Source organism: Ruegeria sp. D4 (genome assembly GCF_056534475.1).
The window spans coordinates 194,817-215,274 of the sequence record NZ_JBQFPJ010000007.1 but is presented as its reverse complement, the minus strand read 5'-3'; the positions used below and the strand labels follow the sequence as shown (position 1 = coordinate 215,274).

17 protein-coding genes are annotated in these 20,458 nt (G+C 51.9%); 9 read left to right on the top strand and 8 right to left on the bottom strand.

Annotated features, from left to right (window positions below; genetic code table 11):
* The 3 genes from ACR0MI_RS12625 to ACR0MI_RS12615 all read right to left on the bottom strand — a co-directional run.
* On the bottom strand, positions 1-889 hold an 889-nt coding region (locus tag ACR0MI_RS12625; protein ID WP_480441620.1), incomplete at its 3' end, for a cation efflux transmembrane domain-containing protein.
* Between the two features lies 1 nt (position 890).
* A complete protein-coding gene (locus ACR0MI_RS12620) occupies positions 891-1,208 on the bottom strand; it encodes a hypothetical protein (RefSeq protein ID WP_480441622.1) in 318 nt (105 codons plus the stop codon).
* Between the two features lie 209 nt (positions 1,209-1,417).
* Positions 1,418-2,689, bottom strand: a complete 1,272-nt coding sequence (locus ACR0MI_RS12615; protein ID WP_480441624.1) for an arginase family protein — start codon at positions 2,687-2,689, stop codon at positions 1,418-1,420.
* Positions 2,690-2,849: 160 nt separating this feature from the next.
* On the opposite strand from ACR0MI_RS12615, the gene ACR0MI_RS12610 reads away from it, so the two are divergent.
* Entirely contained in the window at positions 2,850-3,785 is a 936-nt protein-coding gene (locus ACR0MI_RS12610; RefSeq protein WP_480441626.1) for a helix-turn-helix domain-containing protein, read from the top strand.
* Here ACR0MI_RS12610 and ACR0MI_RS12605 read toward each other — a convergent pair.
* Positions 3,782-4,876 carry a helix-turn-helix domain-containing protein gene (locus ACR0MI_RS12605; RefSeq protein WP_480441628.1) on the bottom strand — a complete coding sequence of 365 codons (1,095 nt, stop codon included), beginning with the start codon at positions 4,874-4,876 and terminating at the stop codon, positions 3,782-3,784. The genes ACR0MI_RS12610 and ACR0MI_RS12605 overlap by 4 nt on opposite strands.
* Before the next feature lie 68 nt (positions 4,877-4,944).
* On the opposite strand from ACR0MI_RS12605, the gene ACR0MI_RS12600 reads away from it, so the two are divergent.
* The 3 genes from ACR0MI_RS12600 (at position 4,945) to ACR0MI_RS12590 (ending at position 8,224) form a co-directional block, all read left to right on the top strand.
* A complete protein-coding gene (locus tag ACR0MI_RS12600) occupies positions 4,945-6,219 on the top strand; it encodes an arginase family protein (protein ID WP_480441630.1) in 1,275 nt (424 codons plus the stop codon).
* A gap of 108 nt (positions 6,220-6,327) precedes the next feature.
* Positions 6,328-7,221, top strand: a complete 894-nt coding sequence (locus tag ACR0MI_RS12595) for a peptidyl-prolyl cis-trans isomerase (RefSeq protein ID WP_480441632.1) — start codon at positions 6,328-6,330, stop codon at positions 7,219-7,221.
* Positions 7,222-7,480: 259 nt separating this feature from the next.
* The gene (locus ACR0MI_RS12590) at positions 7,481-8,224 is read left to right on the top strand and encodes a HupE/UreJ family protein (protein WP_480441634.1); all 744 of its coding nucleotides are present in this window, start codon (positions 7,481-7,483) and stop codon (positions 8,222-8,224) included.
* A 33-nt stretch (positions 8,225-8,257) separates the two neighbouring features.
* Here ACR0MI_RS12590 and ACR0MI_RS12585 read toward each other — a convergent pair whose 3' ends face one another.
* A complete protein-coding gene (locus ACR0MI_RS12585; protein WP_480854503.1) occupies positions 8,258-9,001 on the bottom strand; it encodes a hypothetical protein in 744 nt (247 codons plus the stop codon).
* A 17-nt stretch (positions 9,002-9,018) separates the two neighbouring features.
* Complete coding sequence (locus ACR0MI_RS12580; protein ID WP_480441638.1) at positions 9,019-9,846, bottom strand: hypothetical protein; 828 nt, start codon at positions 9,844-9,846, stop codon at positions 9,019-9,021.
* 446 nt (positions 9,847-10,292) lie between these two features.
* Between ACR0MI_RS12580 and ACR0MI_RS12575 the strand changes: the two genes are divergently transcribed.
* Complete coding sequence (locus ACR0MI_RS12575) at positions 10,293-11,810, top strand: phospholipase D family protein (RefSeq protein WP_480527421.1); 1,518 nt, start codon at positions 10,293-10,295, stop codon at positions 11,808-11,810.
* A 938-nt stretch (positions 11,811-12,748) separates the two neighbouring features.
* A complete protein-coding gene (locus ACR0MI_RS12570; RefSeq protein ID WP_170619568.1) occupies positions 12,749-14,380 on the top strand; it encodes a bifunctional aspartate transaminase/aspartate 4-decarboxylase in 1,632 nt (543 codons plus the stop codon).
* A 119-nt stretch (positions 14,381-14,499) separates the two neighbouring features.
* On the opposite strand, the gene aspT is transcribed toward ACR0MI_RS12570, so the two are convergent.
* Together aspT and ACR0MI_RS12560 are read right to left on the bottom strand one after the other, a co-directional pair.
* Positions 14,500-16,200, bottom strand: coding sequence for an aspartate-alanine antiporter (gene aspT / locus ACR0MI_RS12565; protein ID WP_170817157.1), 1,701 nt, complete (start codon positions 16,198-16,200; stop codon positions 14,500-14,502).
* Between the two features lie 549 nt (positions 16,201-16,749).
* On the bottom strand, positions 16,750-17,643 hold the full coding sequence (locus ACR0MI_RS12560) for a LysR substrate-binding domain-containing protein (RefSeq protein ID WP_170615763.1): 894 nt from the start codon (positions 17,641-17,643) through the stop codon (positions 16,750-16,752).
* Positions 17,644-17,752: 109 nt separating this feature from the next.
* Here ACR0MI_RS12560 and ACR0MI_RS12555 point away from each other — a divergent pair, with 109 nt between their 5' ends.
* The 3 genes from ACR0MI_RS12555 (at position 17,753) to ACR0MI_RS12545 (ending at position 20,451) form a co-directional block, all read left to right on the top strand.
* Positions 17,753-18,502: an SDR family oxidoreductase gene (locus tag ACR0MI_RS12555; RefSeq protein WP_170615761.1), complete on the top strand. Its 750-nt coding sequence runs from the start codon at positions 17,753-17,755 to the stop codon at positions 18,500-18,502.
* 18 nt (positions 18,503-18,520) lie between these two features.
* Positions 18,521-18,910, top strand: a complete 390-nt coding sequence (locus ACR0MI_RS12550; RefSeq protein WP_170615759.1) for an ectoine synthase — start codon at positions 18,521-18,523, stop codon at positions 18,908-18,910.
* A gap of 491 nt (positions 18,911-19,401) precedes the next feature.
* Positions 19,402-20,451 carry a metallophosphoesterase gene (locus ACR0MI_RS12545; protein ID WP_170817156.1) on the top strand — a complete coding sequence of 350 codons (1,050 nt, stop codon included), beginning with the start codon at positions 19,402-19,404 and terminating at the stop codon, positions 20,449-20,451.
* The last annotated feature ends 7 nt before the right edge of the window (positions 20,452-20,458 follow it).

The following is a 20,458-nucleotide window of genomic DNA, read 5'->3' as shown; positions in this document are numbered from 1 at the left end:
CTTCGGTTCGTGCGAATTGCGTACTCAGTTTCGCGTTCAATGAAGCAGATAAATTGTCAGCCTGCTTCCCTGAGATCGTGTCTCGCGGGTTCACAAACACAATGACCGAGTAGGTGCGGCCCGCTTTCAAAACAACAACGTCAACCAACGCGATATCTTCTGAGGCGAAGTGTTCTTCAGCAATTGCACGCGCACTTTCGACGATCTCTGCTCCGGCCGAGGCACCCACAAGCTCACCCAAACTGCTTTTGAAGTCGGACCAGTATGTGCCCGATGCGATGAGGCACAAACCGATAACAATGATTGAGTCCCCGACCGGTGCAATGAACGCCAATGGGCCAGATTGAAAAAGATAAACAAGCCCGAAGCCCAAGCCAGCAGTCCCGGTGATAACACCGTCAAAGGCCGCTGCCCGGGCTTCGAGCTTCAGTATGTCGCTATTTTTTCCTGTTTTTTTCCAACAGCGTAGGTGATTTAGCCAAAGCCCGACGCAGATCAGACAAATGGCAACCGTGTAAACACCAACGACCTCGTACTTCACGGGCGCAGGTACAGTACCACCGATATATGCCGCAATTTTGGCAACAGCATTAATGAGAGCGAATGCGACGAGGCCCAGAAGGGACAAGGACCTGAACGTGGTAAAAACTGCTTCATCGGCAGCATAGCCAAGCGGTCTTGCATCATCGGGTTGCGCAAATGACTGTTTACCTACGCGAACAGCTATAATAGCAGCAAAAAAGCCAACAAGAGAGAAAAGCCCATCAACAAGAAGCGCTTGTGAGTTCGACAGAACTGAAGCTACGACACCAGCGAAACCCATTGCAAGGTTGCCCACCATGCCAACTCGCAGGGCGGAGCTTTCGAAACTCATTGCCGTAGCCGACATTCTAGTTGCTTCCACTGGCTTGACTTGCTTCTTCCATATTTGAAGGAGCCAAGCCTTTATGTCCAGTTTCTGAAGGTCTGGCGCGATACCCCTCAGCAGCACGTAGTCCTGTGATACAGGTTGAGAATTTTGGCGGATAGACAGGTGCTTTTTTGTTGCCAGTTCCAGCGAAGTTTAGAAGATCTGTTCCGATAGGTAACTTGTCCGATTCAGCCGATGGACTCAAAACTACATTCTGATGTAACTCAGAAATTGCACTAGGGTGGGCTTTAGCAGGGGCGTCTGAATCCGCCGATGTGAGTTTTGGTAAACTTGTCATACATTGGTCCTGATGCACGAAACGCAGAAAATCCTCCGCAGCGAGCTCAATTTAGCAAGAGAAAAGCGATGAGTCGTTTTGCAAAAAACGGGCATTAACTATCAGTCGCCACTTGGCTCTGGCGCATTGCCGCGCCACCATTCTTTTTGAAGGGATCCCTAGGCCTTTTCGGGCAATGCGCACCGCTGATCGCCAGAACCAGACTGTTCTTACGGTTCTCCGGAGATGCGCGGGTGAATATAGTCCGGTTCGATCCCGTCTTTTTTCATCGCAATGCCGGTTAGAAACTGAAACATGGTTCGCCGAACAAGCCGCGCGGTTTGTTGGCCGCGGTTATCGTAGAAGGGGTTGAACTCAACGAAATCAACGCCGACGATGGTTTTTGTTGCCGCAAATTGGCGCAACATGGGGAAAAGGTCTTCGGGATGCGAACCGATGGGCGATGAGGAGCCTGTTCCGGGTGCATAGCTCATGTCAAAGGTGTCAATGTCGAAGGAAACGTAAACAAGATCTATGTCTTCTAAGTCTTTGTATATTTTTTCAAAAGTCTCTTCGACGCCGTCTCTCCTGATCTCGTGGATGTGATAAACCTTCCCGCCTTCAGAGGCCACCTGATCCCACTCCTCTGGACCAAAGACCGGTGTAGACATGCCATACTGAATGACATGGCGCCCTTCGACCATACCTTCCTGAACAGCGCGATTCATAAAACTGCCTGAATGGTAATAGGCACCAAACTTGCCCATGCCAGCGTCTCGGTCGAGATGGACATCAAAATGCACGAAAGCAACGTTGTTCTTTCCGTAGACATCAACGATACCGCGGAAAGTGCCGTTGGGAACCGAGTGGTCCCCACCAACGATGAAGGGAATTGCGCCGACGGAAGCAATCTCCCGTGTCATACGACGTATTTCCTCTAAAGTCGCAGATTGATTGTACGCATTTAGTCCGGCATCGCCGTAGTCAACCGCATTTAAGATTGTGAATGGAGCGAGAAGGGTCTCGTATTCAACCCAGCTTAAAGGGAATTTGGGGTCACCGTAGCCGCCATAGTCGCGTGTAGTTCGCACCTCGGCCGGCGCCCACATATTGCCTGCGGAGTGCGGAAGCGCTCCAGTTGGTGCGCCGAATATCGCAACATCGATTTCGCCGGCCTGTAAGTCTTCGGGTGCAAGAGCAACGGGCAGCTTAAAGAACGTTTGGATACCCACAGGTTCCATTTGCAGCTGGTATCGTTGTACGTCCATTGGTCCTGCAGGACGTCCGGATGGTTCACGTTCTGCTCGCCAGATGTCCGTAGACTTGTCCTGTTTGATATTCATCTTTGTCGGGTCGTCAGGGATCTGGTGAGGCATCGGACCGATGTTTTCATTTGGCGAAGCTGCAGCAATGTCCTTGAGCATTTGCGCTGAAGTTTCAAAAGGAATGGCTCCAAGTACCGCGGTGAACACGGCTGTGGACAACAACTTGCAGTAATTCATCCTCTTTCCTTTCAAATTCAAAGAAGTCCGGTTCTGTCATTGGATTGCGTGTGATTTTGGCGGACAGGTAGCAAGGGTGCTACGTAATTAGTGCATTTGGAATCTATCTTTGCGGAATTAACCCTTGCCGAACACAGTGCCGCGCGTACAGATTAACTGCATGGGTATACAGCGTATTCTTCTGCATGAAGCCGAAGATATTTCGGAGTTTCTGTTCCAAGCAACTGGGATGATGCCTGGCTATACTCAATTCTCAGCAGGCCCTGCAAAACTTGAATACAAGGTTGTGGATCTAGACGGCGTCACTCTGCTTTGGGCTTCGGGGATTGCTCATTGCAGGTGGCAAGACCAGATGTCTGACGATGGTCGAGTGCATTTTGGGATAGTGCTGAACGCAAAAGACGGCGTCAGATCGCTTGGTCACGAACTTGGCCCTAAAGACGCGATGCTGTTTCGCCCCGGCCAGGAAATGGACTATGTGTTTCTGGGGCCGGTTGAAACACTGGAAATAGGTGTATCCAAAGAAATTGCAGACAGTCTTGGCTGGACTTTTTCAGGAGCACCTTTGGCACGCATCCGAGGAACGCGATTGCAACAACTCGAGACTGTGTGTCGCCAAGCAAGAAAGATCACTGTGTCCAACGGTGAATATTTGAGGCCTGAACTAATGGCAGAAGTGCGTGGGATGGTTTTAGATGCTCTGGAGCGGGCGTTGTGCCCTTGGTTACCTAAAGGTACCAATTCGAGTTCGGAACTTAATGAATGCACGAAGCGATATTCGGTATTGAAGAACTTTGATCGCCTTCTTGTAGAGTTTGGCGATGGGTTGCCAGGCTTAAGCTCCATTTCAAGGGAATTGGGCGTTGGGAGGCGCACGTTGTTCTATTCGCTACGTCAGTCGCTAGGTATTACGCCAAGGCGGTACATAGAAATACGACGCCTCGCAGAATTGCGAACCCGGTTGAAAAATACCGGCCCTGAAGGAAATACAGTTACTGAACTGGCAACCGAACTTGGGTTTGGGGATCTTGGGCGCATGGCCGGAAAGTATCGTCGACAGTTTGGAGAGAGCCCGAGCCAGACGTTGCGCTCCTAGTTTAACCAGCTCTGCCTAGGTCGCTTAAGCGTTTCGCTTGGAAGTTCTCCGAACAATGACCGGTATTTGCCTGCCATACGCCCCAATTCTGAAAAGCCATGATCGTTCGCTAGATGGGTCACAGACGAGTTGTCCGGCTCGCTACGATACAAGCTTGCGCGAAGACCGTTCAAACGTACGACTTCTCGGAATCTCCTCGGTCCAATCCCATAAGCTTTTTGGAAAGCTTGAAAAATACTGCGCCTGGACACGCCAATTTCTTCAGCCAAAGCGCCAACACTGACACGTAGGTTGTTGTCTTTGTCCTGCAGTAGTCTACGGGCATCGCGGAGCAAATCAGCCCGTGCTCCACGCGACAGAACATCACTGTCATGGTGTTTGGGTGACGCCCAAGGTTGAAGGGCAACTTCTAAAGCATCGATGAGTTTAGACCGAGTGTCCGCGAGAGAGCTAAAACACCAATCTCCAGAGTCGTCATTGAGAGCCGCAGAAAAGCCTTCCTGCGCAATCGACGCCAGGCTTCTTGCGACGTCTTCAGGCACATCAGTAATTTGACCACCACGGCAATTCCACCCGAGCTTTTTGGGAAGTTCTTCCGTGAACGTAATCTCCAGAGTTTTGTATCTGCCGTTTGTGAACAACTCCGCCGTTTCACCTGGCCTCAGTAGATGGGCGGTGGTGTTAGAAATGCCAGACTGGCCTATCCGAGGGCTGCCATTTGCTGAAAGCATGATCGCAAATCGCCACTCACGCGCCAACATAGTGTCGGTCCAGAGATGTTTGCCTTCCCCTGATACTTGCAGGAGCCTGATGTCGCCAAAATCGATGCTACGGGCGCTCAGGATCGCGGGGCCAGAAGTGAATTGCATAAAGCGGGTGTCTGTATTGGTTTGCTCAAGATAGAAGTTTTCCAGTGTATCCTCATCTGCGAGATCAATTGAAAAACGATCGAATGCCAAAGCAGTTACCCCTCTATCAACAAACCCAAAGTCTCGGGGATGGGTATACAGGTCGAATGCCAATACCCGATCACGTAACTCATGCCGGGCGATTGCAAAGATGTGTGCTACTTGCACTTTTTGCACAGTCATCAATAGCCTGAGAAAATATCCTCTCCGTAGTCAAGTTAAATTTGGTCTTAAAATGAGAGGATTAGAAAGTGGCGCGTCGCTTACCAGTATTGTTCAAATGGTCCGCTCTGCTCGCAGCAACACTAGCTGGAGTGGGATACGCACAAGACAATCCCGCACCAGATTTTTCCGCTGATCCTTTAGTTGATGGGTTCCCATCTTCGATGCAGCCGTGGAGAGATCCAAGCAATCCAAATGTTCAAATCCTCGATCCTGGCTGGAACAAATACTATCTGCGCAAGGATATGGTAGGTGATAACCCTCCGCGGGAACCCGGTCCAATTGATTTACAGCGCTACTACGTCGTGCCGACCAAGCACGCATTTCCCACGTATTTCGGTTTGCCGATCGCTTTGACAACTGAAGATCTGATTGCCGGAGAGGTTGACGTGGCTATTGTTGGGGCGCCGAGCCAGTTTAATCCAGCTGACGGCAACGGCTGGGCAGCGAATTATATGCGCGTAAACCACAACTATGATTTTGCCCAGTCGGGGCATGATATGTGGTTCAACAACCAGTACTTCGATATCCTGAACGTTGTGGACTATGGAAACGCCAACGCCCACCCATCTTTAATGATGCAGAACTTTGCGGATCAGGCTGGTGTGTTTAAGGAAATCCTCGATGGCGGTGCGATACCCTTCGTAATAGGCGGAGACCATGGCACCCAGGTCGCGTCACTAATGGCGCTGATTGATCACTACGGTCCGCAGAGTTTTACAACAGTCCATTTTGACGCCCATACCGACCTTGCACCGCCTGATGGGCGACTTGGAATGTTCACCCATGGGGGTGCAGCCCTCCGTTTCGCGCACGAGCAAGGGTGGACCACCGGAGATCAGATTTTCCACATCGGCCTTCGCGGTGCGTACGAGAGCGTCGAGAGAATGGACTGGATGTTCAACAATCAGACCAACTACTACTTCATGCCGAAGTTTGAAAAAAATGGATTTGATGCAACTGTCGACGAACTGATCTCAGAACTCGAAGGACGCCGGCTGTATATCTCAATCGATATGGATGTTCTGGACGGCTCGTTGGCGCCGGGTGTATCAAACCCTGAAATAGGTGGCTTTACCACGCTACAATTCATGCAGATTCTTCGAAAGCTGGCTCTTCAAAACGAGATACTGTTGATCGATTGGGTTGAGTATTCTCCGCTTTTGGACGACCGCCGTCGCTCCACAGGCAACGTTATAAGCCGTTTGCAGCGACATACCCTGGCCGCGATGGCCGCTCGCAAAGAGGGTATCACTGATCCAAACTATGTTCATCCTGCAATGCTCGAGGATAACAGCAAGTAAGGTAATGAACTGGGCGAATGATGCGTTGCATTCCAAAGAGTTGCCTTTTTCGGAAAAGGCGCCTTGAATTGGGGCGTCTTTTTTCGGTGCGGTAACATAGGTTCAGAAATGTCCATCAGTACTTCAGACCATCCCTCGGGAAGACCTGCCGGTAACGACAGTGGTACGCCGCACTCATTTCTCTTTCATCTCGTCAGAGAGCCGTTGTTTCAGTTTCTCGTCCTCGCAGCACTTTTGTTCATCGCGCAGGCGCTTTTTGCAAAGGACCATCGAGATCTGATCGTGGTGGATGCAGTGACGCAGGAATACCTTTTCGACCAAGAGTCGGAATTGCTTTTGCGCCCGCTAAGTGAAGCAGAAAAACAGGACCTAGTCAGAAACTTCGTTGAGGAAGAGATCCTGGTCCGAGAGGCAGTGAAGCGAGGTTTTTCTGACGGATCCCGTATTCGTGCATTACTTCTTCAAAACATGCGGTTTTTCATTGCCGGAGACTTGCCAGAGCCGACAGAAGCGGAACTCAAAGAATACTTTGACAGCAACCAAGAGAAGTTTCTGAGCCCTCCCAGTTATGACCTTGAACATGTGATGTTTAATTCGATCAGCGAAGTTCCACCTAACCTTCTGGAAGAGTTGAACGAAGGCGCAGATCCCACATCCCTCAGTGACGTCGACATCACCTTTGGAAATACACTGAGATACATGGACCAGAAACGCCTTGTGCAGGCGTTCGGCGGCGAAACGGCAAAAGAGGTTTTGGCGGCCATTGACAAGAACGACGATTGGCAAGGACCGTTCCCATCCCAGACTGGGACGATTCACTTCCTCAGGGTTCTCAAGGAAAACCCCGCTCAGTTGCCTGAGTTTGAGCAGGCTCAAGATTGGGTTGCCACCCGGTGGATGACGGACAAATCCCGTGAGTTGATGGAGAAAGAACTGGAATCCGTAGAAGGCGACTACAAGATCGAGATAGCGCCGCTGCAAAAGGCCAAAGACGTTGATTAGGTTATTCCTCATCTCTGCGTGGACTGCGACGCTAATAGCGCTACAAGGGATCGGTTCTCATGCGCATACACTCGGCTTGGATCGCGCGGAACTGATTGAAACGGCTCCCGGCGAATACAGACTAGTCTCAAAAGTACCTAGTAGATTGTCTGCTGCGATATTGTCACCTGATTTGCCTGAGCAGTGTGAGTTTGGGGGGAGCCCGAATGGTGAAAGGGGATCTTATTCGGTCACATTTACCTTCACCTGTGCCACCCCCATGACATCCGAAGATCACCTGGTGCTTCCGTGGAACCGCGAAGGGGCTCTGTTGACGGTTCGTTGGTTTGGTCAGGAACCTGTCACGCGTTTGGTTAAACGAGAGGGGACGACTATCGAAGTCAACCTGGTCGAATGGCTGGCTGGTTCGGGATCTGCATCACGCGCGGCTAAGCGCTACACCGTTCTGGGAATTGAACACATTTTGGAGGGTTTGGATCACTTGCTGTTCGTGCTGGCTTTGCTGTTTCTTGTAGAAGGCTGGTGGATGCTGATCAAAACAATAACTGCGTTTACAGTAGCTCATTCGATAACACTGGGTTTGGCCACGCTGGGATTTGTTTCGCTACCGTCTGCACCTGTAGAGGCGGCAATTGCACTTTCGATCGTTTTCCTGGCGTCCGAGATCGTCTGGAAGTCCCGCGGTCGTTTTTCTTTGGCGGCAAGAGCGCCTTGGGTTGTGGCATTTGCGTTTGGACTATTGCATGGGCTCGGATTTGCTGGAGCCTTGGCCGAAATCGGACTGCCGCCATCTGAGATTCCGATTGCGCTTCTTTTCTTCAACGTTGGCGTCGAGCTTGGTCAGTTAATCTTTGTTGCTGCAGCATTGGTCGTAGGATGGGCGTTCTTGCAAATACCAGCTGCACAACGATGGGAGACAAGCGCTCAATTGATCCTCGTATATGGTATTGGAACAATCGCAACATACTGGATGATAGAGCGGACTTACTCAATTTTTGTTTAGGCAGTTTGAAGGCGTCTACTTGGCTTAAAAAACTCACGGAGGGCCCGGTATTACTTCTTCCTCTTGTAATACGCGTAGTATTCCGATGATTGTTGCGGTGCTGGTGTCGATTGATCCTCTTAGGAAAGCGCCCAGTCCACCATCTCCTATTTCACGTGGTCCGCCGGTTTCATAAACTGGGTCCAAAGGTTCAAATTCTTCAGGAAATGCAGGGCAAAACGGCCGTTCGCTCAAAAAGCGTCCAGCGACTTCCAGCAGGATGGAACGCAGCGCTTCGACATCTTCAACGAAGCTCTCAATATCCCGCAAATGCTCAAGGGGTTGAACGGCTGCGTCTATTATTTCGTAGGTTACGCACTTTTCGCTAAACCGGGCCGTAGCTGAAGCTGAAAAGTCGAAAATCCATCTGTCCATCGGTTTACCGCGTACAAAGACGTTTTCGTTTGTCTTGGTGCATTCAAAGAACTGAGTATCCAGTTTTCCTCTTAGAGAGATAATTTCACCTTGTGCCTCAACAACAAACTCACTGAGATCGGTACGGGTTCCACATGTGTCTGAAATTGGTTCGTCAGCAAACATGTCCGGTAAACGAGCTTGCAAATCACTAAAGTCAAGCACGGCTTCAATGCCAACTCGTGTTGGCGAAACCGCAGTCATAATGACATTGAGACCGTAATCAATTTCCGTTGTGCCGACGACCAGAGTGTCCTTTATGTCGAATTCGGCAACTTGTGCTGTTGAAGGGGATGTGAGACCGAAGCCGCCGATCAGAAACATCGTAAAACACACGTGCCTCATTGTTGCCCCTCGATAATGTCGCTCAATTCCATCACGTTGAGCAGTTTGACAAGTGTCGTCGCGTCTGTATCGATCAATCCCTGAATTTCGGCGCCGATGCCGCCTTCGCCAATTTCGAGCGCTTTGACGAGTGTGGCCTGCGGTGATACCGGCTCCAATTCCTTCGGGACTGTTAGGCAGATTGGGTTGCCGTCAAAATAGATCTCTGCCTGTTTGATGATTTCGGCGCGCGCAGTCTCAATGACACCGAATAATCTTGCGACAACCCCAGTAAACCCACGCGGGTCGAGTTCAAGCTCAACCACGGAAAACCTTACACATTGGTCTTCGACGAAGGCTTCCACTTTTGCCTTTGCATCAATTTCTTGTGTCAACCAAGGATTGCCCCGCTCTTGGCCCGGGGAGTTCTGATCGCAGGAAAAGAATCGTACAAACAAAGTTCCACGCAATTCGACGTGATCTTCAATCGCCTCTGTTTCTAAAATATTAACTGATACTTCTCGTGAGCAACTATCATCATAGACCCCCGATGCTAGCTCTGGGAATCGTGCTTGGATCGCCCTCAAGTCCGCCACGACGTTCGCCCGCAAACGGGTTTCTGTCGCCGGGCTCAAACCTGCGAAAAACACAATATCAAACGATTCCTCGCCTATGGGCACCTTGCTAGATAGAAGGAGTTCGATGTCGCCTTTGTATTTGGTGGGATCAATTCCTTTACGATTTTCGGCGGCTGCAAGCAGTGCTTGAGGGGTCAATTCACTTGTTGGTTTTGGTCGGTCGCGCTCGCATGCGGCAAGAATGCCAAACAGCAGAGATATGGACAAAACTATCCGAAGGGAGCGCTTCACTCTGGCAAACATGAGCAAATATAACAATCGAAGACGTCCGATAGTGTATGCGAAAATCTGATATTAGAAAAATAGTGTAAATCCTATACGCAGTCGAGGAATTTCGAAGCTTTAGCAAATACTTGGGTCTGAAAAGCAAATGCGATCAGAGCGACTTCATAGACCAGGTAACAGCGTGGCATGCCAACTTGAAAGCAAAAAACTGTTCAGAATAGGATGCCTGTAAAGATTACGGAACCCAGGCTTATTGCCCGGCACACTGCCGGTGTGGCGATTGACAAGCCGATTTCTTACCTTATCCTTAATCAGTTGATTAGCTTAAAGAACCTAGGGTGCTGGACTTAGAGTTCAGTTGCGTTCGAAGAATGGCATATTCATATTGGACGGGCGACGGGATCAGCTTTTGCCGAACCGGAGAGCCAATGAGGACCATTGAAAAGCTTATTTTGGTATGTGGTTTTCTTCTGTTCATTAACGGCTGCACCCACGTGCCATTTGACTCTCCTAAGGAAAGCTCACGGGCTATCCCCGCCGATGGGACTCGTGCCGGACGTGTAGTGTCTGACCTTACAGGTCACGATGGCCAACTATTGGCAATGCTGCCCTTGTTCGACGGCAATGACGCGCTCGGGGCGCGACTGAGAATGATCGAAACGGCGGAAAGTTCAATTGACATACAGACGTTTCTGATCAAACCGGACTTGGCCGGTTCGCTGATGTGGCTCGCCCTGTATTCCGCAGCAGAGCGAGGCGTGAAAATCAGGCTGTTGTTCGACGACGTTTTCACGACGGCACGTGATGATCAGATCGCGACACTGAATGCCCACCCGAACGTGGAAATTCGCGTTTTCAACCCGCTATCCCGAAATAGCAGTGTGGCTGTCAATTTCCTGTTGGATTTTACCCGAGTGAATCGCCGCATGCACAACAAAGTCACGATCACAGACGGCAGCTATGCAATTTTAGGCGGCAGAAACATTGCTGATGAATACTTTAGTATTGGAACAAATTACGACTTTGCCGACTTCGATCTCTTTGTGGCCGGAAAGCCTGTTCATGTCTTGTCAAACACCTTTGATGCGTATTGGAATGATGCTTGGTCCCTGCCTTTTGACGCCATAGACGATGGCGACATTGTTCCTTTGAGCGAGGCGTATGAACAGTTTCAAAAGCGCGCTCTCGACGAGGAAGTCGCGATTTACGACCGAGCCCTGGCATCTGATTACATAAGATGGCTCGAGAGTGGTCAAGTTCCTGTTTACTATGGCCGCGCAAATATCGTGGTGGATGACATTGAGAAGCTTCGCACTCCTGCTGGCACCGGACCATTTGCTGTAGGAAACGCATTTTTTAATAGTCTCGGACGCGCTAAAAAAAGCGTAATTGTTGTTACGCCGTACTTTATTCCAGAAGACTACGGTGCGGCGTATTTTGAGCAACTGGTCAGAAAAGGAATTGACGTTTCGGTCGTGACTAACTCTCTTGCCTCGACCAATCATCCGTACACTCATGGTCATTATGCGCGCTATCGTAAGCGACTGTTGCGCGCCGGAGTTAACTTTATTGAGGTACGCGCCAGCGTACCGCCTTCGAAGGAAGGCGTCGAAACGCCTTTGACCCTACACACCAAAATCGCCTTGATTGATGACGTTTATGTTTTTGTGGGTTCTGCAAATGTCGACCCTAGGTCCATCCGACAGAACTCTGAAATCGCAATGTTGGTGCGCAGCTCTAGTCTGGCGAAGCAGATCAAAGCGCAATTGGATGCGGCATTACCACTACACTCTTATTCGGTAACGCTCAACGACTCAGGAAAGCTCCAATGGGTATATGCGAATACTGAAACGAACGCGCCGATATCGAAAGAGCCATCAGCTGGGTTTTGGCGCAAACTGATCGCCAAGATTTCCGGTTGGCTGCCAATTGAACGCCAGTTGTGAAGTGGGTTTTCACAGACATTCAGCGCTAAGAAACCCCAAGACTTTGCGATGTAGGACGTAGCACAACTAACATCTTTTTCTTGGAAAAAGCGTATCTATCGGTGCCATGAGATTATAACAATTGCCAGCTGGCACGGACCCAGCCAAAAAAAACTTATAACAACACTAAAATAAGCCCCTTTGTGTCGTTCATCACTGTCCGTAACTCGCACTTGGTATCAAATCATATCGGCAAAGAGGCTCTACTCGCGTCATCGCTTCCAACGGTTTCACTGTGTCATGTGTGCCTCATATTTCGTAGGTGCGCCCCTTAACCTAAATCCATTGTGATTGATGCAGATAATACCGCTCCATACACGTTGATCATCAACTTGACGCTTGCAATGGAATCTCGGGTTTTAGGGTTCGAGCGAGCAATTTTCTCTTCGATCAAACAAAACTCAAGCATCGCCACGGCTTGTAATTTCTGACGTGAATCGTGCTAGCCGACGGGCAACAACAAGTCCTGAGCCATTTTAACTTCCACTTTACGCAAGGTTTTTCTGATCAGATTGCTTTTGCCAACTTTGGCAACTGGTTTGACGGGGCACTTTCAATATTTCAGTTGTTCGGCAAAGGCCAAATCCTGCTCCCGCAACCAGCGTCGGAAAATCCCAGATCAGCCCGTTCAGACTACAATTGATCCACTGGATCAATCGCTTAACGTCGTCACCTCGTCAGGGCCATAACCTGAAGGTCAGAGGCTCAAATCCTACTCCCGCAGCTACTTCTAAAGAACAAGCCGCCAAAGGGCAGCATTGATCGTTCCGAGCCAGACCAATCATCGCCGTCAACGTGTTCTTCAGTAGTGCTCCTCACAGTATTGTTTACACAGGCACAGTTCATTGCGTACGATCCGGTCGAATATTTCCGACTTTATAAACAAAGGGTTTGATGCCATGCCAGAAACGCTGGACCTGCATAAGTACGAAAATCTAAGTCCTTTCCAAATCAAAGACGAACTCATCAAGCTGGCACAGAAAGAGTCGCGCCAGATGGCTCTTCCCTATCTGAATGCGGGACGTGGCAACCCCAACTGGATCGCAACACAGGCACGCGAGGCGTTTTTTCTTCTGGGTCAATTCGCGATGACCGAAGCGCAGCGCCATCGCAATGAACAGCAGGTCGGTTTGGCCGGAATGCCGCAGGGGGATGGATGCTATGACCGGCTTAAGACGTATTGTGCGGATTCGATAGATAAGAATGGCCCTCCTGGTGCTGACACTCTGGTTGATGTGGTGGACTTCGCGATTGAAAAGTTCGGCTTTGCCCCTGACGATTTTGTATTGGAATTGACCGACGGCATTGTCGGTGACCACTACCCGATGCCTGATCGGTGTATGCAGCATAACGAGGCGATCGTCCATGAATACGTGATGTGGGCGATGTGCGCCGGTCACCGGCCCGATGTGAAATTCGACATATACGCGGTCGAGGGCGGCACGGCTGCGATGTGCTACATCTTCAAGGCGCTCAAGAACCAGCGTCTGCTGAATGCTGGTGACACCATCGCATTGGGCACGCCGATATTCACGCCTTATCTGGAAATGCCAGTGCTCGAGGACTATGGGCTGAATGTCGTGGATGTATCCTCGGCCGAGAAAGATCACTTTCAACTGACCGATGACGACCTCGAGCAACTGGCCGATCCGAAGGTCAAGGCTCTGTTTCTGGTCAATCCGGGCAACCCGTCTTCGGTCGCGATCAGTTCCGAGGTCATGGCCCGGTTGGTCGAATTCGTCAAAACCCGTCGTCCGGATCTGATCATCCTAACGGACGACGTTTATGGTACTTTCGTTCCGAACTTCCAGTCGGTGATGGGGCATCTGCCCGAGAACACGATCGGGGTCTATTCCTTTTCAAAGTACTTCGGCTGCACCGGTTGGCGTCTTGGCGCAATCCTGGTGGCCGAAAACAACATCTTCGACAGGATGATTGCCGAGGCGCCGGCCGAGACAAAGGCCGTGGTCAACGCGCGGTATGAGACGCTGACCCCGGATCCTTCGTCCTTCAAGTTTATCGACCGCATTGTGGCCGACAGCCGCGATGTGGCGCTGAACCACACAGCGGGGCTGTCATTGCCACAGCAGGTGATGATGACACTGTTCTCGCTGGTCGAACTGATGGATGAACAGAAAGGCTATCAGAAATTCTGCTGGGGTATCCTGAAACACCGCTTTGATGAGTTGGTCGAAGGCTTGGGCATTGAAGTGCCCGACAACCCGTTGTTCGACAAATACTACGGCATCATCGATTTCGAATTCTGGCTTCGGAAATACGTGGGCGAAGAGGTGGTTGCCTGGATCAAAGACAACGTCCACCCCCTAGATATTTCCTTCAAGCTGGCACAGGATCACGGGATTGTTCTGCTGAACGGATCGGGTTTTGATGCCCCCAACTGGTCGGCGCGGGTGTCCTTTGCCAACCTGGACGACAGCGCGTATCGGCAGATTGGTCGCGCGGTCCGGGCTGTGGCCGTTGGCTATGTGCAAGCTTACCGCGCGTCGAAAGGGTTGCCGTTGCACGGCTAGGTGCGGGCGCAAGAAGCTGAGCGGGCAAAGCTTTGGCCATCTCCCTGCCTGACGATACTTTGCAGCCTAGCCATCACCTATGGGCCGCTGGGCTTGGGGCAGTGTTCCTATGGGACAGCCTAAGGAACAAATGCCACGACCAGCGGTCCCCAGAGGGTCAGGAAGATGTTTGCCACGGCGTAGGTCATTGTAAAGGCGGGCGTTGGGGTCGCATTGCCCGTCTTTTCCAGCAGCGTTGCAAAACCCGGATTTCCCGAACGTGAACCGGTTACAACGGCGCAGGCCTCGACCGGGTTCTTGATGCGCAGGACAAAATAGTTGATCGGGAACTGTACGATCATCGGCATCAGCGTCACCAGGATTCCCAGAAGCAGGAGGGTGATGCCGTATTCCTGAATCGCTTGCAGCGCAGGTTGCCCGGCATTCAGGCCGACGACACCCACAAAAACGGCCAATCCGAAACTTTGAAGGAAATTCGCCGCACCCCGATTAATGCCGCCAATCTTGGGTCGTCTGATGCGCAAATAGCCGATGATCAGCCCCGTTACGAGGCATCCTAGCCCCGAGCCCAGTGCCACTTTGGTACCTGCGATGTTAAAGCTGATCTCGCCGATCAGATAACCGATCGCCACACCGATCCCCAACGCCACGAAATTCGTGACCGAGGCCGACGGAGGCACATAGCCCGCAAGCTTCGAAACCCGATTCAGATCGTCCTTGTGGCCGACGATACTGATCTCGTCGCCCGCATGGATTTCGGTATTTTGCAGAACCGGTATGTCATGGCCCATTCGGGTGATTTTCGAGATATGGACACCGCGCCGCTGATCCGCTGTAAGCGCCGCGCGCAGTTCGGCAAGGGTTCTACCGGTCAGTTTGCGGTTGGTGACCACAACGTTGCGACGCTCTTCCACAACTGTCAGTTCCGGCGGATACTCACCGATTTCACTACTGACAGTGCCTTCGAATTGAGTGAGAGTTGCGACAAGGCCTGAGACGACGATGACGTCCCCGGCATTGACCGACGTCTGCGGCGTTGGATCGACGGGAGCACCGTTTTGCAGCAACCGTTCGACCACGAGGTCGCCCTGGTAACCGCTCTCAATGTCCTTAACCGGTTTTCCAACTATGGCCGCATCGGCGTTCACCTGGTATGCCCGAGCTTCAAAGCGGTTCATCGGAAGGAACTCGCCTTCTTCCAGCTTGTGACCACCACCGCTGAGTTTCTGAGCCAGCTTGATAGCTTCTTGTCGCAGATCAACGCGCATAATGATCGGGATGACACTGACGGCCAGAATTGGGCCGATTGAGCCGAAGATATAGGTAACCGAGTAACCCACAGCGATGTTCGTCTTTAGCTTTTCGGCTTCATCCGAGGCAAGACCCAGCAGATCGATAGCGTTTCCTGCGGTTCCGATAATGGCCGATTGTGTCAGACCGCCAGCCGCCAGACCCGCAGCCAGTCCTTTATCCAACCCCGCCAGTCTGGCCACGACGACAACAAAGAACAATCCCCACAAGGTCATCATAAAGGCGGCCAATAGTTTGGTCAGCGCCGTCCGGTTCAATGCTGCGAAAAACTGAGGGCCTCCGTTGTAGCCCACCATGAAGATAAACAATGAAAAAAAGACGTTCTGGACATCCGCGCTCAGGTTTATGCCGCCAATCTGACCGACAAATACGGCCACAAGCAAAGTGCCCGCGATACCGCCCAGCTCAAACTTGCCGACCCGGAATTTCCCGACTCCGTAGCCCAGACCCAGACACAAAAAAAGCGCCATTATCGGAAAGGCGCGTAGTTGTTCAGTGATCAATTCCATCATCAAACCCCTGGGCTTCTACACTGCTCGAGCCGGCACTGCTTGTGACGTCTCAGCACATTGAAAAGACAATAGATTTAAACTCATTCCGCTATGTCGCTGACAGGTAAGCATCGAGGGAGAGTTCTGTCAAATTCTGACATATCGGCAAAACCGAATGCGTGTTCGCAGCCTCTCGTAGGGAACTCTGCGCCAAACGAGCCACTTCAGGACGGATTTGTTCATTTCCAGCCAGATTATTGTCACTGTCGATCCGCCCCCACTTGATCTGCACGCCGTCCCTCACTTGCCGGACCAAGATACGTTCGACCAGACCCGGGACGAGGTCCGGCGATCCGGAGCGGATCGACCGATCCGATATTTGCTTTTTAAGTGATCATTCGCGTTGCAGAGTTTCTGTCGCTCGTCCCGCGAAAGTATTAGCCGCGTTTGGTTGTTATCAACAAAGCCAGCATCCTTTAGAAAACGCCTTGCGGCTGCGGCGCGAAAGCTTGGTGCGAGAAGTCTTGGTGATGAAATTTCGGCTGCCACTCAGAATACCCGGTCCACTTAGTTTTTTGGCCACGGCGGCGAGCCGATCTCAGTGAGCCACGAGCGTAGCGTACTGACGGGCGGAGACCGTTGGTCGCCGTCCCGGCAAACGAAGCACAGGGCGTTCTCGTCTTCAACGCTGACATCACTGAGGTAGACCAGCCGTCCTGCCGCCAGATCGTCAGCGACCAGAATCTGGCGCACAAGGATGGCACCTTGCCCATCGATGGCAGCTGCAATCAAAACGGCCGAATTTGGGAAAGCCGAACTTTTCGCTTGAACATCCGGGTGGCGTATTCCGGCCTGTGTCGCCCATTTGTCCCAGTGTGGATGAAACTGATCATGCAAAAGTGGAAGCTGAATTATGGTGTCAGCGGCAACCGGACCTTCCGCCACCAAGGAAGGCGCGGCAACAACGACGAGGCGTTCCTTCCAAAGGCGCTCGCAGTAAAGCCCACTCGACGGATAGCCGCCGTACCGCAGGGCCACATCGACCTCGCTGTCAAAGAAATCGATGATTTGATCATCGGTATCCAGACGAATGGAGATGCCGGGGTGGCGCTTGCGGAACTCCGGAAGCCTCGGCACAAGCCATTTGATCGCCAGGGAAGACGAAAGCGATACCGTGAGCGAGCGCCGTGTTTTCGCGCGCTTAATCGCTCCAATCCCTTGTTGCAACGTTGCGAATGAGTCCTGTGTCGCCAGATGCAGACGTGACCCTGCATCAGTGAGTTCGACACCACCCGGCAGTCTTCGCAGCAACCTAACATCCAGGTATTGCTCAAGTTGCTTGATCTGGCGGCTTACCGCGCCATGCGTCACGCCAAGGTCATCGGCTGCTTTGCTGATGTTCAAGCGTGATGCGGCTGCGTCGAAGGCTTGTAATGCTCGAAGATGTCTGATGATCGTCATGACTGTGATTTTATCTCACATCTATGTGTCGTAAAGTCGTTTTATTATAGGCTAGATTCCGCATATCTTAGTCAGGATAAGGCGGAATAATCATAGCGTAGAAAGTGAGATGACTGGTGTCAGAGTGGCCCTGATGACCGGAACTGGCCAGGGCATTGGAAAAGGGTGCGCCGTCGAGATGGCGAAAGCGGGCTACAAGGTCTCGCTGATGTCCCCATCGACGCGATCCAAAGCCTTGGCAGAGGAATTGGGCGGGATTGGACGCCAGGGTTCGGTCCTCGACACCGATGATCTGCAAGCAATGGTGGACGCCACACTCGACAAGTACGGAAGGATCGATGCCGTCGTCAGTAACATGGGCCATGGTGGCGGCGTACCGGAAGCGATCAAGACGGTTGGCTTTGATCCGGACTTCGACGGGCCGTTGCTGGAATTGCCGGATGAGTTGTGGCACGAAAGTCTCGACATGTATGTTCTGAACGTGGTCAAACTGGCACGCATCGTGACCCCGATCATGATTGAACAAGGCGGCGGTTCATTCGTGAACATCTCGTCCATGAACACGGTTGAACCGCGCGCGCCCTACCCGATGAGCATGCTGCGCGGTGCGCTGCATAGTTTCGCCAAGCTGTTCGGAGATCGGTTTGCCCGCCACAACATCAACATGAACAACCTGATGCCTGGTTTTTGCGAGAACGTGAATCTGTCCGATCTGGCAAGACGGTCCATCCCCGCGCAACGCCCGGCAACATTCGCCGAGATCGGCCAAGCCTGTGTCTTCCTTGCCTCGGAAGGAGCGCGTTATATTAACGGGCAGAACATCCTGTCGGATGGAGGGATGAACCGTGCGGTTCGATGACTTTGGGAAGGTAAAGGCATGATCGTAAGATCGCTCGAAGGTATTGTTGGGACAGAGCGGGATGTTACCGCCCCGGGATGGAACAGCAGACGGCTGTTGCTCGCGTCCGACGGCATGGGATTTTCGATGACCGATACAATCATCGAAAAGGATGCGTTTCTCGAGCTTGAATACACCCATCACCTGGAAGCCTGCTACTGCATCGAAGGCAGAGGTCAGATCAGGCGATTTGACCAAACGACATGGTACCCGCTGGAACCTTTCACGCTATACGCTTTGGATCAAAACGACAGACACCTGGTACAAGCTCTGGACGGTGACCTCCGTCTCGTCTGCGTCTTCAACCCGCCCCTCACCGGGAGGGAGGTTCATCGCGAGGACGGAAGCTATGCGCCAATTGAATCCTGACGCGCACAGTGAGTTATTTCCAAGTTTCGGAAAAGGCGCATTGCCAATAGTCCATTCCGGGGTCATTGCGACCATCAACCGAAGCATTGTGAGAGCCCGCTTCGCGGACACGGCAGTCATCCAATTCTTTAGATCAGTTGTCCTGATTAGGATAAAACTCTTCGTTGACAGCTATTGGACTTGGTCACCAACCCTAATACCGCTTTGCAGCTGCTCCTTCCGGCCAGCATCAACCGGATTTCAATTCACTGGACTTTCGAAAGGTCGATCGTAGATTTGTGACATTCTTCGAAAGAGGTGCCCGCGTGTTGGTCAGGATCGGTTCACTCGTTTTCTGGGTATGGTGTTTGTTTTGTTTCGGCGCTGCGTCTTCTGTCGCTGATGTAGTGCACCGTTGGGTCCAGCTTGGGCCCGATGACGAAGTTGTTGTACGCGCAACCTCTACATCGCCTGACTGCCCCAACTTGCAAGTCGATGGCCATTTGGTCGCCATGAACAAAAGGGCGATACCAGACAGCCAGTTTCCGGAAATCGTCTGCGAGCATCGCGCGCCAAAAAGGGCGCAACAGATAATGCTTGAGGGAAACGCGCTGCCAATTCTAAATCCAAGCGTCCAGCGGATTGTCGTGATTGGAGATACCGGCTGCCGCATTCGGGGCGGCAGGGCTCAGGCCTGCAATGACCCGGTTGCCTGGCCATTGGAATCGATCGCGGCAGAAATTGCATCCAGATCACCGGATCTGATCATCCACGTTGGCGATTACCTGTACCGGTCAAGTGAGTGCCCAGACCCGGAAAAGTGCGGTGGTTCCCCTTTTGGTGACAATTTCCGGGCCTGGTCTGCAGATTGGTTGGACCCGGCCGAAACCCTGTTCGCTCTTGCCCCCTTCATATTTGTCAGAGGCAATCATGAAAGTTGCGGGCGCGGCGACAAAGGGTGGTTCCGGTATTTTGCACCTGGTCTCGTTCCGGATGATTGTCCGGCTGTGACTGAACCCTGGGTAGCCTCTGTCGACGGGTTTGATCTGATCGCATTCGACTCGTCCGCCGGTCCTGCCCCAAAAAGCAGCCCCGATCTGTTGCCCGAATATGGTCGAATGGCCGGGGATATGTTTGCAAACATCAGTGGCGAAACCTGGTTTCTCACTCATCGCCCACTTTGGGTAAACATTCGTGCCTTCGGTGAGCTGATTGATGGCGACGACACACAGCGCGCGGCGTTTGGCGAGGCCATGCCAGAACCATTGAACCTTGTCCTGTCTGGCCATATTCATGCGTTTCAGGCAATCGATTTGGCAGATGGGCCGGTGCAGGGGATAAGCGGCAACGGCGGGACACAGCTGGATCCAATGCCAACAGGTGCTTTGACCAATGTTGAAGTCGCCGGAAGCCTGGCAAGTCTCGTGGTCAACAACAGTGATTTCGGCTTCCTGATGTTGACCAGAGAGGTTGGAGACAGTTGGTCGATGGAGGCGATTGACGCAAAAGGAAACGCACTAAATCGATGCCTCCTGAGAAGCCGCGCGCTTTCTTGCGAGTGATATCACC

Coding starts and splice junctions, on each gene's coding strand:
- ACR0MI_RS12550 (WP_170615759.1), top strand. CDS start 18,521: ATGATCGTAAGATCGCTCGAAGGTATTGTTGGGACAGAGCGGGATGTT.
- ACR0MI_RS12610 (WP_480441626.1), top strand. CDS start 2,850: ATGGGTATACAGCGTATTCTTCTGCATGAAGCCGAAGATATTTCGGAG.
- ACR0MI_RS12590 (WP_480441634.1), top strand. CDS start 7,481: ATGACATCCGAAGATCACCTGGTGCTTCCGTGGAACCGCGAAGGGGCT.
- ACR0MI_RS12545 (WP_170817156.1), top strand. CDS start 19,402: ATGAACAAAAGGGCGATACCAGACAGCCAGTTTCCGGAAATCGTCTGC.
- ACR0MI_RS12615 (WP_480441624.1), bottom strand. CDS start 2,689: ATGAATTACTGCAAGTTGTTGTCCACAGCCGTGTTCACCGCGGTACTT.
- ACR0MI_RS12570 (WP_170619568.1), top strand. CDS start 12,749: ATGCCAGAAACGCTGGACCTGCATAAGTACGAAAATCTAAGTCCTTTC.
- ACR0MI_RS12595 (WP_480441632.1), top strand. CDS start 6,328: ATGTCCATCAGTACTTCAGACCATCCCTCGGGAAGACCTGCCGGTAAC.
- ACR0MI_RS12560 (WP_170615763.1), bottom strand. CDS start 17,643: ATGACGATCATCAGACATCTTCGAGCATTACAAGCCTTCGACGCAGCC.
- ACR0MI_RS12555 (WP_170615761.1), top strand. CDS start 17,753: ATGACTGGTGTCAGAGTGGCCCTGATGACCGGAACTGGCCAGGGCATT.
- ACR0MI_RS12575 (WP_480527421.1), top strand. CDS start 10,293: ATGAGGACCATTGAAAAGCTTATTTTGGTATGTGGTTTTCTTCTGTTC.
- ACR0MI_RS12620 (WP_480441622.1), bottom strand. CDS start 1,208: ATGACAAGTTTACCAAAACTCACATCGGCGGATTCAGACGCCCCTGCT.
- ACR0MI_RS12585 (WP_480854503.1), bottom strand. CDS start 9,001: ATGTTTCTGATCGGCGGCTTCGGTCTCACATCCCCTTCAACAGCACAA.
- ACR0MI_RS12605 (WP_480441628.1), bottom strand. CDS start 4,876: ATGACTGTGCAAAAAGTGCAAGTAGCACACATCTTTGCAATCGCCCGG.
- aspT (WP_170817157.1), bottom strand. CDS start 16,200: ATGGAATTGATCACTGAACAACTACGCGCCTTTCCGATAATGGCGCTT.